The following is a 14,864-nucleotide window of genomic DNA, read 5'->3' as shown; positions in this document are numbered from 1 at the left end:
AACCTTATTCAGCTTTGAACGTGTGTAAGCGGTTTTGCGCTTTCGTAAGTCCGTCTTTTAACAAGATGTCGAGGCTGCGGACAGATTCATCTACTGCAGCATCAATGCATTCTTGCTCTTTGGCTGGTGCTTTGCCTAATACATAGCCCGCCACTTTGTCTTTATGCCCAGGATGACCAATGCCAATCCTAAGGCGATAGAAATCTTTGTTATTGCCTTGTTTACTGATGATGTCTTTTAGACCGTTATGCCCACCATGACCACCGCCTTTTTTGAATTTGGCGACACCTGGAGGCATGTCGAGTTCATCATGTGCCACCATTATTTCTTCTGGGGGGATCTGATAGAACTTTGCGAGAGCAGCGACGGCTTTACCAGACAAGTTCATATAGGTGGTTGGAATCAGTAAACGTAAATCCTGACCATCGACCATGATACGACCCGTTAACCCGAAAAATTTAGCTTCATTTTTTAAGGTTACATTATGAACCCTCGCTAACTCTTCAACTGCCCAAGCCCCTGCATTATGGCGGGTTCTTGCGTATTCCGGTCCGGGATTTGCCAATCCAACCAGAAGTTTAATGGTCTGACTCAAGGTTATGGTCTCTCTGCGTAATCAAAAAGCGCGATATGATAGCACACTTCAAACTTATTAATCGACAGGATGTCTACGGACATTCTACGGATAAAAAAATGCCCCGCATTGCGAGGCATCTTTTAAATTAGGGTCATTCTTAGCACAACCTAAATTTTGGTTGGGCTTTGAACATAAGTCTTAGTTGAACATTGCAGAGATAGACTCTTCATTGCTGATACGACGAATCGCTTCAGCCAACATGCTAGACAGAGTAAGCTGAGTCACTTTGCCTGTTGCCGCCATCTCTTGAGGTAGTTCGATTGAGTCAGTAATAATGACTTGGTCAAGTACCGAGTTAGCAATGTTTTCAGCAGCGTTACCAGAGAACACAGCGTGAGTTGCGTAAGCGAATACACGCTTTGCGCCACGTTGTTTTAGTGCTTCTGCTGCTTTACAAAGCGTGCCACCTGTATCGATCATGTCATCAACGATCACGCAATCGCGACCTTCAACATCACCGATAAGGTTCATCACTTCTGAAACGTTAGCGCGTGGGCGACGCTTGTCTACGATAGCGATATCAGTATCGTCAAGAGCTTTTGCTGTTGCACGAGCGCGTACAACACCACCAAGATCTGGAGATACAACAACCGGATCTTCTAGACCACGAGCACGCATATCTTCAAGTAGTACTGGAGTACCGAAGATATTATCTACAGGAACATCGAAGAAGCCCTGAATTTGTTCTGCGTGAAGGTCAATAGTAAGAACGCGGTCAACACCAACGTTAGAAAGGAAATCGGCAACCACTTTAGCAGTGATTGGCACACGAGCTGAACGTACACGACGATCTTGGCGAGCGTATCCGAAGTAAGGGATTACTGCTGTAATACGGCCAGCTGAAGCACGGCGCATTGCATCAATCATTACCACCAACTCCATTAGGTTGTCGTTGGTTGGTGCACAAGTAGATTGGATGATGAATACATCACTACCACGTACGTTCTCGTTGATTTGAACAGCGACTTCGCCGTCAGAGAAACGGGAAACAGTAGCGTCACCTAGGGAGATGTATAGACGATCAGCAATACGTTGGGCTAGTTCAGGTGTAGCGTTACCAGCAAATAGCTTCATATCAGGCACGGTAGAAACCTCGGGGTTGCGTCCAGTTTTTAGATAGATTGTGAGTCGGCCGATTCGTACTCGGCCAATCTTTCTTTTAGAGGCGAAAGATTTACGCCTGCAGCGACAAATGCATGTACATCATCTGAAAGCTGAGAGAGCACTGAATCTGCTTCACTTTTGCTCGAAAATTCGCCAAAAATACATGATCCAGTACCCGTCAATCTTGACGGCGCGTATTGTAGCAGCCATGAAAGTTGCTTATCAACCTCAGGATAGAGTATTCGGACGATTTTTTCGCAATCGTTTTCGTACTCAGTGTCAAGAAGTGTTGCCAGATCTCGTTTTGGTGTGTTTCTTGTCAATTGAGGATGAGAAAAAATGTCGGCTGTCGCGATGCTGACATTTGGGCGAAGAACAAGATAAACTTTTTCTTCCGGTTCCGCTGGGTAAATTTCCTCACCGACGCCTTCAGCAAACGCGGCGTGACCTCGAACAAAAACAGGTACATCAGCACCTAAAGCAAGACCTATTTCCGCTAGCTCATTGTCGGATAGATTGGTTTGCCATAAATAATTCAACGCAACTAATGTTGTGGCGGCGTTTGAAGAACCACCACCTATTCCTCCGCCCATTGGTAGAATCTTGTTTAGGTCAATGTGTGCACCCAAACGGCATTCGGTTTTTTGTTGCAGTGCACGGGCAGCTTTCCAAATTAAGTTATCTTCGAGGGCGACACCTTCAATTTCTGGTGATAGCGTCACATTTCCGGAAGTGTTGGCTTTTATACCCAGCTCGTCGCCGTAATCGATGAACTGGAAAAGTGTTTGGAGCTCATGGTAGCCATTGGCTCTTTGACCTGTTATGTATAGGAATAGGTTGAGTTTTGCTGGCGAAGGCCAAGTGGTATGGGTTGGAATCATTGAGAGACTATCCATTTTGAAACGGCAATTTTTAACTTTGTTTTGTCCTGTACTAACGTCAAGCTCGACGGTAATACGAATCCATTTTGTTGGGTGTATTTATTGAAATTCAAATTCCATGCCTGACCATCTATCTGCTTTGTTAAGTCGCTTAACGTATTTGCCTCGTTAAGTTGGTAGTAGTCAGCATCGATAGGCAAGCCTTTTATCCATTCGCTTAACTGATCTATTGGGATGCTGAGACCAGTAAGCCGCTTAATCAGGATATTGCTACTTACGTGCCTATAGGTGTCTCCTTCATGGGTGACGACGGTTGCCCCATTTTCATCAATGTTAAGCAGTAACGCGGTCTGACCAAGCAAAGTAGTTAGACGAAGTTCTTCTGAGTTATGAGTTTTTTTCCAGTAGAAATTCAGGCTCTGGCGCTTACTTTCACTGATGTAAGCCATTTTCCCTGTCAGGGCATATTCATGGAGTGATTCTAGCTGATTTTGATGTGAAACCCAGTCGACAGGTTGATTGGTTGTCTCTGGAAGGGTGGTACAAGCAGAAAGTAAAAGTGCTACTGAAGCGACAAACAGTGCAGAAGAGCTTCTCAAGGCACGAACAAATTGGGTGATAGGTGAAATGAGTAGAATAGTCAATCTTTGCTCCACATAACGCTAATTCGGCGCTCACTATATCACTTAAATGACATCGTGTTTAAATCCCCCCTTTAAATAGGTGCTTCCATAAAGTAAAATTCAAGCTCTTACAGTATTTTCGGACAGAGATCTCTCACTACATGTCTTTGCTTGTCATTGGTATCAATCACAATACGGCGTCGGTCGAATTGCGAGAAAAAATCGCATTTTCTCCAGACAAGCTGACCCAAGCGCTATCTGATATTGCCAATAATTCGAGTATTAACGGTGGAGTGATCCTTTCAACCTGCAATCGCACAGAAATATATTGTGACGTCAAAAATGTAGGAAAAGGTCAGATAATCGATTGGTTAACTGATTTTCACGGTATTCATTCAACCGATTTAATGCCCAGCCTGTATATCCATGAAGAACAATCTGCCATCAAACATTTGATGAGAGTGGCTTGTGGGTTAGATTCCTTGGTATTGGGCGAGCCTCAAATTTTAGGTCAGGTTAAGCAATCATTTTCTGATGCTCGTGATAGTAAGACCGTTGACGCAACAATGGAGAAGCTTTTTCAAAAAGCATTTTCTGTTGCAAAGCGTGTTCGAACTGAAACCGAGATCGGTGGTAATGCAGTATCTGTGGCATACGCTGCATGTACGCTGGCGAAACACATTTTTGAATCGATTGAAGAGACAACAGCATTGTTGGTCGGTGCTGGTGAAACCATAGAGTTGGTTGCCAAACACCTTGACGGTCATGGTTGTAAAAAAATGATTGTTGCGAACCGTACTCGTGAAAGAGCACAAACACTGGCGGAAGATTTTGGTGCGTCAGTGATTAGTTTGCCGGAAATACCTGAACATTTGCCAAAAGCTGATATTGTTATCAGTTCCACAGCAAGTCCCCTGCCGATCATAGGGAAAGGAATGGTAGAAACGGCTTTAAAAGCCCGCAGACATCAACCGATATTAATTGTTGATATTGCGGTGCCTAGAGATGTAGAAGCGCAAGTTTCTGAACTGGACGATGCCTATTTATATACCGTGGATGATCTTCAATCCATTGTTGATAAGAATATAGAGCAAAGAAAAGTCGAAGCCATACAAGCGGAAGCCATTGTGGCAGAAGAAAGTGCTGGGTTTATGACTTGGCTTCGTTCGTTGCAAGCGGTAGACAGTATTAGAGACTACCGTGAATCTGCGAATGGCATCCGTGAAGAGCTGCTTTCTAGAAGTTTGCAATCGCTGTCTTCGGGCGGTGATCCGGAAAAAATTCTTATCGAGCTTAGCAATAAGTTAACCAACAAGTTGATTCACGCTCCCACGCGTGCGCTGCAAAGTGCAGCAGAGCAGGGTGAACCCGCCAAATTAACTGTTATACGTCAGAGTCTCGGACTCGAAGACTCCTAAACTGATTTTAAGAACATTATGAAACCTTCTATTTTGACCAAGCTTCAAACGCTGGTAGAGCGTTATGAAGAAGTCCAGCATTTGCTTGGCGATCCAGACATCATTGGCGACCAAAACAAGTTTCGCGCCCTTTCGAAAGAATACTCTCAGTTGGAAGAAGTCACGAAATGCTTCCAATCTTATCAGCAAGCGCAAGAAGACCTTGAAGCTGCAGAAGAGATGGCGAAAGAAGACGACGCAGAAATGCGTGAAATGGCTCAAGAAGAAATCAAAGAAGCAAAAGCGTCCATTGAAAACCTAGCGGACGAGCTTCAGATTCTTTTACTGCCTAAAGACCCTAATGATGACCGTAACTGCTTCCTAGAAATCCGAGCGGGTGCTGGCGGTGATGAAGCGGGAATTTTTGCGGGTGATTTGTTCCGCATGTACAGCAAATATGCCGAGAAACGTGGTTGGCGAGTTGAAGTTGTGAACTCCAATGAATCGGAGCACGGCGGTTACAAAGAGATGATCGCGAAAGTGGTCGGTGAAGGGGTTTATGGCGTATTGAAGTTTGAATCTGGTGGCCATCGTGTTCAGCGCGTACCAGAAACAGAATCTCAAGGTCGCGTACACACTTCAGCTTGTACTGTCGCTATTATGGCGGAGATCCCAGAAGCGGAAATTCCAGAAATCAAAGCCTCTGATCTGAAAATTGATACCTTCCGTGCGTCAGGCGCGGGTGGTCAGCACGTTAACACCACTGATTCAGCCATCCGAATTACTCACTTGCCAACGGGTACAGTTGTTGAGTGTCAGGATGAGCGTTCTCAGCACAAGAACAAAGCGAAAGCGATGTCGGTACTGGCTGCGCGAATTACTCAGGCTGAAGAAGCTAAGCGAGCGGAAGAAGTGTCAACAACTCGACGTAACCTATTAGGTTCTGGTGACCGAAGCGATCGAATTCGCACCTACAATTACCCTCAAGGTCGCGTTTCTGACCATCGAATCAACTTAACGGTGTACCGTTTGAATGAAGTGATGGAAGGTGATCTACAAAGCTTGGTTGATCCTGTTATTCAAGAGCACCAAGCGGATCAACTGGCGGCACTGGCTGATCAAAACTAACAGCATGCTGAACACTAATAATCGGTGAACAAGGTATACCTGTGAGTATTGAAGCCACTTTAAAAGCGGCAACAGAACAACTGATAACCAGCGGCAGTGATTCGCCGTCGCTGGACGCAGCTGTGTTGCTTTGCCACGCTTTGGATAGACCAAGAAGTTACTTGCTGACGTGGCCAGAGCGAGAGTTAACAGCTGAACAGAACGAAACTTTTGTATCGTTATTGGGAAGACGTTTAAACGGAGAACCCGTAGCCTACATAGTGGGTGAAAGAGAGTTCTGGTCGTTGCCATTAAAGGTGTCGCCTTCAACCTTGATCCCTCGACCCGACACCGAACGCCTAGTTGAGCTGGCATTGGATAAGATGTCTGGCGTTACGGGAAAAGTGCTTGATTTGGGGACAGGGACGGGTGCCATTGCATTGGCGATAGCCAGTGAATTGCCCTCGGTACAAGTCACGGGAGTCGACATCCGTGAGGAAGCCCAAAAACTGGCGACAGAGAACGCTACGCGTTTAACTATCCGAAATACTTCATTTTTACAAGGAAGTTGGTTTTCCCCCATTGCTGAGGGAACGAAATTTGCTTGTATCGTAAGTAATCCACCCTATATTGACGCTTGTGATCCACACCTTGAGAAAGGTGATGTTCGATTTGAACCGATGAGCGCCCTTGTCGCAGAAGAGAAGGGAATGGCTGACCTGAGCTACATAGCGGATAACGCACGCTCTTATCTTTCTGAAGATGGTTGGCTTTTAATGGAGCATGGTTTTGAGCAAGGCCTACTAGTGAGAGACGTTTTAATGTCACTAGGGTATGTTGATGTAGTGACCGAACAAGATTACACCGGAAACGACAGAGTCACACTGGGTCGCTTTCGATCTTGATGAAAGGCGATATCGTCCTTCTTGATGAGCAATGTACTGAGTACATATAAAAAAGATAATTATTATGTATATAGCGCTAAAACATTTCCACATGCTTACGATTGCGATCAGTGTATTGCTGTTTGTTCTTCGGTATGCATTGATGGTGGCTAAATCGCCAGTATTAGAAAATAAATTTCTCAAAATATCACCTCACATTAACGACACACTTTTGCTGTTGTCTGGTGTGGGATTGGTTGCTATCACGGGCTTTGTGCCGTTTACACCAGCAGGGCTTTGGTTAACTGAAAAGATAACTTGTGTGCTGGCTTACATTGCCCTTGGATTTTTTGCATTAAAATTAGGTAAGAACCAATTGTTACGAGCGTTTGCCTTTTTTGGTGCGCTAGGATGGTTGGCTATGGCAGGGAAACTTGCTGTTACGAAAGTACCGGTATTTTTAGGTTAAATCATGTTTGATCTGTTCGACGAAGACTTAGACGACATGACATTGGTTGAAGGGGCTTTAGCGCTAAATGAGGCGATTGATCCCGATACGAATGTACATTGGGCGAATGCAGAGCTTGAGCGTCTGTTAAAAGAAGCCGAGCTAGAATTGAGCCATGAAGTGAATGAGCAAGCAAGGTTTGAGGCTTTCTTGCGTCTTTTTTATTGCCAGTGGCAATTTGAAGGCGACAGTGAAGCTTATTTTGCAAGTGAAAATGCTTTTATGGACAAAGTGCTGGAGCGACGCAAAGGTATCCCTGTTAGCTTGGGTTCGCTTTTACTCTACTTTGGTCAAAAACTGGGCTTTCCTGTAGAAGGGGTAACCTTTCCGACTCAGTTTCTTGTCAAGGTGATGTGGCCTGATGAAACAGCGACATACATCAACCCATTCAATGGGGAATACGTGAGTGAGCAAACACTGCGCGCGTGGCTAATTGGTCATGATGGACCGTTGGCTAAACTGAAGCCAGAGCATTTGGCTTCAGCGGATAACCCAACGGTTATCGGGCGTTGGCTTGCATTGATCAAATCCGCAATGTTGCGCGAAGAGCGATACACCTTAGCGCTGAATTGCACGGATTTAGCATTGACGTTTGTTCCTGATGACCCTTATGAAATTCGCGATCGTGGATTTATATATCAGCAACTCGATTGTCATCAAATTGCTGCGACGGATTATCAGTTTTTTATTGATCAATGCCCAGATGACCCGGGTGCAGAACTCCTTAAAGCTCAGGTGAGTACCATGAGCGAAACTCAAATTACTATTCATTAGGCGAGACCTTCATATGGAACAGAAAACCGTCAAAATTGGCGAGCTGGATGTCGCTAACGACAAGCCATTTACACTTTTTGCGGGCATGAATGTCCTTGAATCACGCGATCTTGCTATGCAGATCTGTGAGCATTACGTAAAGGTGACTGAGAAGCTGGGTATCCCATACGTATTCAAAGCGTCTTTTGATAAAGCAAACCGCTCCTCAATCAATTCATACCGTGGTCCTGGTATGGAGGAAGGTTTGAAAATTTTCCAAGAGTTGAAAGAGACTTTTGGTGTCAAAATCATTACCGATATCCACACAGAAGCACAGGCGCAGCCAGTTTCTGAAGTCGTGGATGTTATCCAACTTCCTGCTTTCTTGGCGCGTCAAACCGATTTGGTTGAAGCAATGGCCAAGACAGGCGCTGTTATTAACGTGAAAAAACCTCAATTTATGAGCCCAGCTCAGGTGGGGAACATCGTTGATAAGTTTGCGGAATGTGGAAACGAGCAAATCATTTTATGTGAGCGTGGTGCTTGCCATGGTTACGATAACCTTGTGGTCGACATGCTTGGCTTTGGGGTGATGAAGAAAGCCTCTGATGGTAGCCCTATCATCTTTGATGTGACTCACGCGCTACAAATGCGTGACCCATCGGGTGCTGCATCTGGTGGACGCCGTGAGCAGACAGTAGAACTTGCGAAAGCGGGTCTAGCAACTGGCATTGCGGGTTTGTTTATTGAAGCGCACCCTAATCCAGAGAAAGCACTGTGTGACGGTCCATCTGCGTTGCCTCTTGATAAGTTGGAACCTTTCCTCGCTCAAATGAAATCTCTGGATGATTTGATTAAAAGCTTCGAACCTATTGAGATTAACTAGGTTGACTGGTTTCAGATAAATCTCAGCATAGCAGTGCTAGCGAATTGAAGTGAAAAACGAGCTTTTAGAGCTCGTTTTTTTATGACTTCAGTTATTCTATGTGCCGCTTCAATTCCGCTATGCAGCCGCCTTGTGGGTGGTTGGCAATAGAGAATGACCACTGGTAGCTTTCACAAAGGCGACGCACAATCAAAAGCCCTAAACCATGTTCTGATATGGTTTTACCGTCTAATCCACTGCCCGTATCTCGAACTCGAATTGTCTCAGCTTGAATTAAAACATCAATCTTGCCTTCATCTGTGTGCCTGATGGAATTGTCCAACAGGTTTTTCAAAATCATCGATAACACTGTTGGGGGAAGGTTAGTTTGGGTATTTGGGTCTAATTCCAGATCAAACTTAATGTCAGGGCGAGCCCGTTGGTAACTGGCAATATCAATCGCATCTAGTTGGATAGAATAGAGCTGGGCTACGTCGCCTACATTTTCTTGCTTGACGATATTGAGCAGAACTTCCACCGTTGCTTGCATTTTTTTTGCGGCACTGACAATACGTACTCGTTGCTTCTCATGAAATTCTGGCTCTTGCTTCATGCCTTGTAAATTAGCGGCGCCAAGAATGATGGCAATTGGAGTCTTGAGTTCATGACTGGCGTACTTTGCAAACATCATCTCTTGCTTAGCTATTCTTTCTTTCATGTCAGAAAACTGGTTAAGCCTTTCCGTTAAGTGTTGCAGTTCAACAATGGCATCATCTTCGACTTGAAACTTATGAGCGCCCTCCAATGTCAGCTGAGTGCTTAGTTCTGATATCGGGCTCATGATCATACTAAATACCCGTTTTAGTGAGAATCGAAGTACTAAGATAAGGCAGCCCGTAAATGCCATCGAAATCAAAATGATAAAATCCCATGATTCATCTCCAAAATCTTTTGCACCAGCATCAATAGTCAGATACAAGGCGGTATCTTTACTATTGCTATCAAGAAATCTTGTATAGAAAACAAAATAACCTTCATTTAAGAAGTTGCGATTATTGCTGACTTCATTGATAGGCAGTGGCGTCATTTCTTTGATGGTGTCTGGCAGCACATCAATATCGTAATACGCGCTGATAAATGGGCTGACTTTCTCATAAGGTAAGCCTGAATTTTGGTATCGCTCTATCGCAATATTTTTGAACGATTGAAGGTGAACCGCGGTATTTCGGTCTTCGTTGATGACTAGGTATAGTGCAAAAGAAAGGTAAATAAGCGCAGCTAAGCTGAACGCGATCAAGCTATAAAATCGCAGTAAGTCTCTTTTTACATCGTTGATTGAACGATTTTTCATTCGCTAGTCTCTATTTTTCTAACCTAAGACCAATTTTAGGTACGGTAATGAGTATCGGGCGTTCAAACGGCTTATCCACGATGTTCCTTAGAAGGTATAGGTGGCTTCTAAGTACGTCGTTGTCAGGGATATCTTCTCCCCATATCTCATGGATCAGGCTTTCGCGTGTGACTATATCTGGGGCGGCTTTGACGAGTTTAACCAAAATTTGGTACATCACGGGAGTGAGAGAGAGCAGGGTTCCCGCACGGTAAACTTGATGAGAAGACTGTTCAATGACGATGTCTCCATATTCCAATCTACTTTTGGCAACGTCGCCACGGTAGCGCTTTATTAAAGCGCTTAGCCTGACTTCGAGTTCATCAAAATCAAAGGGCTTGGTAATAAAGTCGTCTACACCGCTTTGATAACCACGCAGCAAATCTTCTTTGCTATTTAAAGCGGTGAGCATTAACACAGGTAATGTTTTACCATTACGTCGAAGCTGATTCATCACTTGAATACCGTCTTTCTTCGGCATCATGACATCCAAAATGACCGCATCGAAATCATATTGGTGAATGAGCGCAAGACCTTCTTCTCCATCGCTAGCGAAATCAACCTCTGCTCCTTTCATTTCAAGAAAATCTGCCAGTATGCCTTGCAGTTCAATGTTGTCTTCAACCACCAATAATTTCTTGCCTTTCAACATACGCTCTCGCCCTCTTTTTAAGGTTATTTAGTTTAGCAGCTTGTTGTAGAATTTTTGTCGAATTATCTGTCTACTTTTTCACAAAACTTCGACATGCCTATCTGCAAACTAATGTTATTAATTCGAAGAGGCACGTTATGAATATTCATAAATCATTTTCTGTTATTGCTCTGTTAGGGGTACTCCCTTTTCACACTCATGCGGTTCAACTTTTAGGACAAGCACAGGTTATTGAACCTATCAATGTTGTGGCTGAAGTCAGTGGTGTTCTAGAGCAAGTCGAAGGGGATGTTGGGGAGGCGGTATCCAAAGGCATGAGGCTCGCTGCTATCCAAACATTCGACTATGAATTGGCGGTGCGCCAACAAATGGCAAACCTTGAATTGGCGAAAGCGGATTTAACCATTAAGCAATCGTTATACGAGCGATACCGCGCGCTGAAACGAAAGAACAGCTTATCTCAAAATGAATTAGATATTGCCAAAGCCGATTTTGATGCCTCTAAGGCGAGTCTTGATTTGGCAAATTTAAACCTTGATGAAGCGAAGAGAAACCTCAACGAAACCGAAGTTCAATCTGAAATAAGAGGAATTATTACTCAGCGTAAGGTCAATAAAGGTGCATGGGTAGAAAGAGGCGAACTGTTGTACCAAATCGTCAACATTGATCAGATAAACGTACGATTCTTTGCTAGCCAATACGACCTGCAATCACTCTCTGTCGGTATGCCTATAACGCTTTGGACTGAAAGGGCTGTGAATCAAAAGATCAATGCTCAGATTACGCGCATTGGTGTACAGCCAGATGAGAAGACTCAAACTTACCCCGTTTTTGTGACGATCAAGAACACCGCACATGTCTATAAACCAGGCATGACAGTGTATGGCTCTACTGAGCGCCCTGAGTCTTCAGAGCTATCCAAGAAACCAGAATAATAAGGTCAGTCATGAGTTCTATTATTAGCTATTTTGCTTCTCGCCCAATGGTTGCGAGAGTGTTAACCATTATGGTTTTGTTGGTGGGGATCGGTTCCGCCAGTATTGTTAAGCTTCAAGAGTTACCTGATGTTGCTTTTGCTGAGGTAAGCATAACAACGCACTATCCCGGAGCCTCTGCACAAGACGTTGAGTTGAACATTACTAATCGAATTGAGAAAGAGCTTAGAACGGTGCAAGGCGTTCGAAAGTTTTCCTCTTCATCCGTTGAAGGGACATCGCTTATCACTTTAGAACTCGATGACAGCGGAACGGATTTGAGTAAGGTTGTAAACGATATCCAACAAGCAGTGGATCGTACCAGTGGGTTGCCCAAAGACATTTCCAACCCACCTCTGGTCGAACAAGACAGTACGTCTTCCTTTGAGGTACTCAGATTCGGTGTGGTCACCGATAAGCCATATCACGAATTACAACCTTATGTCAGAAATTTAGAAAAGCATCTTCGTACGCTTCCGGGCATTGGCTCCATTAGTATGACTAGTTTTAGAGAGCGAGAGTTTTGGATTGAGATCGACCCAATAAGAGCGGATAGATACAAACTGACTTTCGAACAAGTAATTGCTGCGGTAAAAAATCGTAATTTATCTCAGTCTGGTGGGGTTGTTGAGTCTTGGAATAGTGAGCAGCGCATCGTTACGCTTACTCAAATTCAATCTGTGCAAGAGTTGGAACAGACCATAGTAGCCACATTACCTGCTGGGGAGATTGTTAGAGTAAAAGATGTCGCTAATGTTAAAGATGATTTTGAAAGAAGCACGCAAACCAGTGTGATCAATGGTCAAGAAGGCGTTTTGTTTACAGTGACTAAGAGTGCGCATGCCGATATCCGTTCGACGATATCCAATGTCTTATCACATTTAGAGAAAGAACAAATCCGAACTGATGGAGCGTTTCAATTCCCAGTCGCGCTAAATTTGGCAGATGATATGGCCACTAAGTTTTCTATCGTGTCTGTCAATGGCGGCATCGGGTTGGTATTGGTACTCATAGTACTAAGCTTGTTGCTAAAGCGTCAGGTTGCATTTTGGGTGTCTGTTTCCATCCCATTCTGTGTACTTGGGGTCGTCATCATACTGCCTGCATTTGGTATGAATTTAGACAGCATTACGCTAGCGGCAATGTTACTAGTGATTGGTATCATAGTGGATGATTCAGTCATTGTTGCAGAAAGCATATACAGCGAAAAACAGAAAGGGAAAAGTGGCTTTAAAGCTGCCGTATCAGGTACTCAGAAGGTCATTAAGCCCATCATTGCGAGTTTAACCACAACGGCACTGGTCTTTATCCCCATGTTCTTTATTCCGGGTAGTCTGGGTAAAGCGGTTATTGTTATCCCTATTACGGTCATAACTGCCCTTATATTCTCATTGGCTGAGTGCACATTTACTTTGCCAGCGCATTTGTCGTCCGCTTTAGATAAAGGTGATTTCAATAAAAACGAGAAAGACACATTTAATACGGTTATCTCCAAGTACCAAAAGGTGCTGATATATAGCCTTTCTCATAAAAAGTCGGTTCTCTGTATAGCACTGATTGCGTTAGCTGGTGGGAGCTTTTTGGTGACTACGATGAAGTTGGATTTCTTTCCCTCAGAAGCCGCAAAATACATTGAGGTCTATACAGAAGTTGCCCCAGGAACGCCAAGCGATAAGGTGCGTGAAAGCCATCTAGCGCTAGAGAAAGCCATCCAAAATTTGCCTGCAACGGAACTGAAAAGCTATCAACTTACCTTTAGCTCGCCCGTGAGTGCAGGCCAGATTAACTTGACTGATTTTGAAAACAGAGAGAGAACCGCGAATGAAATCAGTGACGCACTTCAACTTGCTGTTGCCAATGACAGCCGTTTGAGATTTGTAAAATTCAAAGTCGATGCGGGGGGGCCGCCTCCTGGAGAGCCTGTAGAAATTCGAGTTATCGGCAATAACCATGAAGAAAGAGAGCATGCGGTTAAGCTCGTCCAAGAATGGATGGAGCAACATCAAGGTTTGGGGAGTGTCGTAAACAGTGAGGGTCTAAAAGATATCCAATTGAAAATAGTGCCTCAGCACGAGTGGCTAGCAAGATACAACCTAACGGTCGCTGATCTAGCGAGGGCGTTACGAATTGCCTTCGATGGTGAGCAAGTCACATCGACTTGGTTAGGTGATGAAGAGGTTAACCTTAGAGTGCTTTTAGTGAAAGAGTATCGAAATCTGGAAAAGCTTAGCACGACAAAAATTTATACTTCGGCTGGTGAACAAGTTCCGTTAAGCCGTTTAGCCAGTGTCGTTCAGGTACAAGCGCCAAGAGAGATTCTTCATTACAATGGCGACAGACAAGTTGTTGTTACTGCACAAATCATTGACGAAAACTTAACGCCTGACGCGATTTCCTCCAATATCGCTGAAGCGTTGTCGGCAAAGGTTGGGGCGTCTGTCCATTTAGATATTGGAGGGGAAGCGGAATCTACCGGTGAAACTTTTAATGGCATTCTGATTGCGTTTCCAGCAGCACTCTTAGGCATTTATTTTGTCTTGGTCATCATGTTTGGTTCGATGCTCCAACCTTTGTTGGTAATGTCGGTTATACCGTTTGCACTGGTTGCCTCTCTTATGGCATTGCTGGTTCATTTTCAGGACATCTCGCTCTTTGCGTTAATTGGTGCATTGGGGATGATGGGGGTGGTAGTGAATAACACCTTAGTGCTAATAAATCAGATTAACGTGCTGCGTAGCCAAGGATATTCAAGCCAAGATGCGGTGCTTGAAGGGGCGAGTAGCCGGCTAAGACCGATATTGCTTACGTCGATCACAACGGTTGCTGGCCTTATCCCACTTGCATACGGGCTTGGAGGAACAGATGTGTATATGGGACCAATGTCGTTAACATTGGGGTATGGGTTACTGTTTTCCCTTCCTGTTGTTTTGTTTGTTGTGCCTTGTTTGTACATGGCGTGTTTTGGCAGAACGAAGCTATTGGACGCAAAGAAGCTACCGGACGCAAAGCACCCTCTAGAAGTAGAGAAAGTGACAGCGCAGTAACATCCAGGTGATCAAACACAAAAAAACGGGCTCTCAAAGCCCGTT

Annotated in this window: 14 protein-coding genes; 8 read left to right on the top strand and 6 right to left on the bottom strand. The window is 44.4% G+C overall.

What is annotated here, in order from left to right; genetic code table 11:
• Nucleotides 1-4 precede the first annotated feature (4 nt).
• The 4 genes from pth to lolB all read right to left on the bottom strand — a co-directional run bounded on the left by pth (nucleotide 5) and on the right by lolB (nucleotide 3,266).
• Nucleotides 5-595 (bottom strand): aminoacyl-tRNA hydrolase, encoded by a 591-nt coding sequence (gene pth / locus VPNCDNU1_RS11315; protein WP_104400419.1) that lies wholly within the window; start codon nucleotides 593-595, stop codon nucleotides 5-7.
• A gap of 180 nt (nucleotides 596-775) precedes the next feature.
• A complete protein-coding gene (locus tag VPNCDNU1_RS11310; RefSeq protein ID WP_004401505.1) occupies nucleotides 776-1,720 on the bottom strand; it encodes a ribose-phosphate pyrophosphokinase in 945 nt (314 codons plus the stop codon).
• Between the two features lie 29 nt (nucleotides 1,721-1,749).
• Nucleotides 1,750-2,622, bottom strand: coding sequence for a 4-(cytidine 5'-diphospho)-2-C-methyl-D-erythritol kinase (gene ispE / locus VPNCDNU1_RS11305; protein ID WP_167404774.1), 873 nt, complete (start codon nucleotides 2,620-2,622; stop codon nucleotides 1,750-1,752).
• Nucleotides 2,619-3,266, bottom strand: coding sequence for a lipoprotein insertase outer membrane protein LolB (gene lolB / locus VPNCDNU1_RS11300; protein ID WP_167404773.1), 648 nt, complete (start codon nucleotides 3,264-3,266; stop codon nucleotides 2,619-2,621). Before lolB ends, ispE begins: the two co-directional genes overlap by 4 nt.
• A 140-nt stretch (nucleotides 3,267-3,406) precedes the next feature.
• Here lolB and hemA point away from each other — a divergent pair, with 140 nt between their 5' ends.
• The 6 genes from hemA to kdsA all read left to right on the top strand — a co-directional run bounded on the left by hemA (nucleotide 3,407) and on the right by kdsA (nucleotide 8,780).
• Complete coding sequence (gene hemA, locus VPNCDNU1_RS11295) at nucleotides 3,407-4,663, top strand: glutamyl-tRNA reductase (protein WP_104400416.1); 1,257 nt, start codon at nucleotides 3,407-3,409, stop codon at nucleotides 4,661-4,663.
• A gap of 18 nt (nucleotides 4,664-4,681) precedes the next feature.
• Nucleotides 4,682-5,770, top strand: a complete 1,089-nt coding sequence (prfA, locus tag VPNCDNU1_RS11290) for a peptide chain release factor 1 (RefSeq protein ID WP_101110736.1) — start codon at nucleotides 4,682-4,684, stop codon at nucleotides 5,768-5,770.
• Between the two features lie 35 nt (nucleotides 5,771-5,805).
• Nucleotides 5,806-6,654 carry a peptide chain release factor N(5)-glutamine methyltransferase gene (gene prmC, locus VPNCDNU1_RS11285; protein WP_104400415.1) on the top strand — a complete coding sequence of 283 codons (849 nt, stop codon included), beginning with the start codon at nucleotides 5,806-5,808 and terminating at the stop codon, nucleotides 6,652-6,654.
• A gap of 64 nt (nucleotides 6,655-6,718) precedes the next feature.
• Nucleotides 6,719-7,102 carry a SirB2 family protein gene (locus VPNCDNU1_RS11280; RefSeq protein ID WP_101110735.1) on the top strand — a complete coding sequence of 128 codons (384 nt, stop codon included), beginning with the start codon at nucleotides 6,719-6,721 and terminating at the stop codon, nucleotides 7,100-7,102.
• Nucleotides 7,103-7,105: 3 nt separating this feature from the next.
• On the top strand, nucleotides 7,106-7,915 hold the full coding sequence (locus tag VPNCDNU1_RS11275; protein ID WP_104400414.1) for a SirB1 family protein: 810 nt from the start codon (nucleotides 7,106-7,108) through the stop codon (nucleotides 7,913-7,915).
• 13 nt (nucleotides 7,916-7,928) lie between these two features.
• Entirely contained in the window at nucleotides 7,929-8,780 is an 852-nt protein-coding gene (gene kdsA / locus VPNCDNU1_RS11270; protein WP_104400413.1) for a 3-deoxy-8-phosphooctulonate synthase, read from the top strand.
• 91 nt (nucleotides 8,781-8,871) lie between these two features.
• On the opposite strand, the gene VPNCDNU1_RS11265 is transcribed toward kdsA, so the two are convergent.
• Nucleotides 8,872-10,110 (bottom strand): sensor histidine kinase, encoded by a 1,239-nt coding sequence (locus VPNCDNU1_RS11265; protein ID WP_237324121.1) that lies wholly within the window; start codon nucleotides 10,108-10,110, stop codon nucleotides 8,872-8,874.
• Nucleotides 10,111-10,120: 10 nt separating this feature from the next.
• Nucleotides 10,121-10,801 (bottom strand): response regulator transcription factor, encoded by a 681-nt coding sequence (locus tag VPNCDNU1_RS11260; protein WP_104400412.1) that lies wholly within the window; start codon nucleotides 10,799-10,801, stop codon nucleotides 10,121-10,123.
• A 137-nt stretch (nucleotides 10,802-10,938) separates the two neighbouring features.
• On the opposite strand from VPNCDNU1_RS11260, the gene VPNCDNU1_RS11255 reads away from it, so the two are divergent.
• Both VPNCDNU1_RS11255 and VPNCDNU1_RS11250 read left to right on the top strand, forming a co-directional pair.
• Nucleotides 10,939-11,736: an efflux RND transporter periplasmic adaptor subunit gene (locus VPNCDNU1_RS11255; protein WP_104400411.1), complete on the top strand. Its 798-nt coding sequence runs from the start codon at nucleotides 10,939-10,941 to the stop codon at nucleotides 11,734-11,736.
• 11 nt (nucleotides 11,737-11,747) lie between these two features.
• On the top strand, nucleotides 11,748-14,819 hold the full coding sequence (locus VPNCDNU1_RS11250) for an efflux RND transporter permease subunit (RefSeq protein WP_104400410.1): 3,072 nt from the start codon (nucleotides 11,748-11,750) through the stop codon (nucleotides 14,817-14,819).
• Nucleotides 14,820-14,864: the final 45 nt, after the last annotated feature.

Origin of the sequence: Vibrio penaeicida, from assembly GCF_002933855.1 — a bacterium.
GTDB classification, from domain to species: domain Bacteria; phylum Pseudomonadota; class Gammaproteobacteria; order Enterobacterales; family Vibrionaceae; genus Vibrio; species Vibrio penaeicida_A.
This window is presented reverse-complemented; position numbering and strand designations above follow the sequence as displayed.

Excerpts from the sequence above, each read along its gene's own strand:
- VPNCDNU1_RS11275 (WP_104400414.1), top strand. The coding sequence starts at position 7,106 with ATGTTTGATCTGTTCGACGAAGACTTAGACGACATGACATTGGTTGAA.
- VPNCDNU1_RS11250 (WP_104400410.1), top strand. The coding sequence starts at position 11,748 with ATGAGTTCTATTATTAGCTATTTTGCTTCTCGCCCAATGGTTGCGAGA.
- VPNCDNU1_RS11265 (WP_237324121.1), bottom strand. The coding sequence starts at position 10,110 with ATGAAAAATCGTTCAATCAACGATGTAAAAAGAGACTTACTGCGATTT.
- prfA (WP_101110736.1), top strand. The coding sequence starts at position 4,682 with ATGAAACCTTCTATTTTGACCAAGCTTCAAACGCTGGTAGAGCGTTAT.
- VPNCDNU1_RS11260 (WP_104400412.1), bottom strand. The coding sequence starts at position 10,801 with ATGTTGAAAGGCAAGAAATTATTGGTGGTTGAAGACAACATTGAACTG.
- VPNCDNU1_RS11255 (WP_104400411.1), top strand. The coding sequence starts at position 10,939 with ATGAATATTCATAAATCATTTTCTGTTATTGCTCTGTTAGGGGTACTC.
- hemA (WP_104400416.1), top strand. The coding sequence starts at position 3,407 with ATGTCTTTGCTTGTCATTGGTATCAATCACAATACGGCGTCGGTCGAA.
- VPNCDNU1_RS11280 (WP_101110735.1), top strand. The coding sequence starts at position 6,719 with ATGTATATAGCGCTAAAACATTTCCACATGCTTACGATTGCGATCAGT.
- kdsA (WP_104400413.1), top strand. The coding sequence starts at position 7,929 with ATGGAACAGAAAACCGTCAAAATTGGCGAGCTGGATGTCGCTAACGAC.
- ispE (WP_167404774.1), bottom strand. The coding sequence starts at position 2,622 with ATGATTCCAACCCATACCACTTGGCCTTCGCCAGCAAAACTCAACCTA.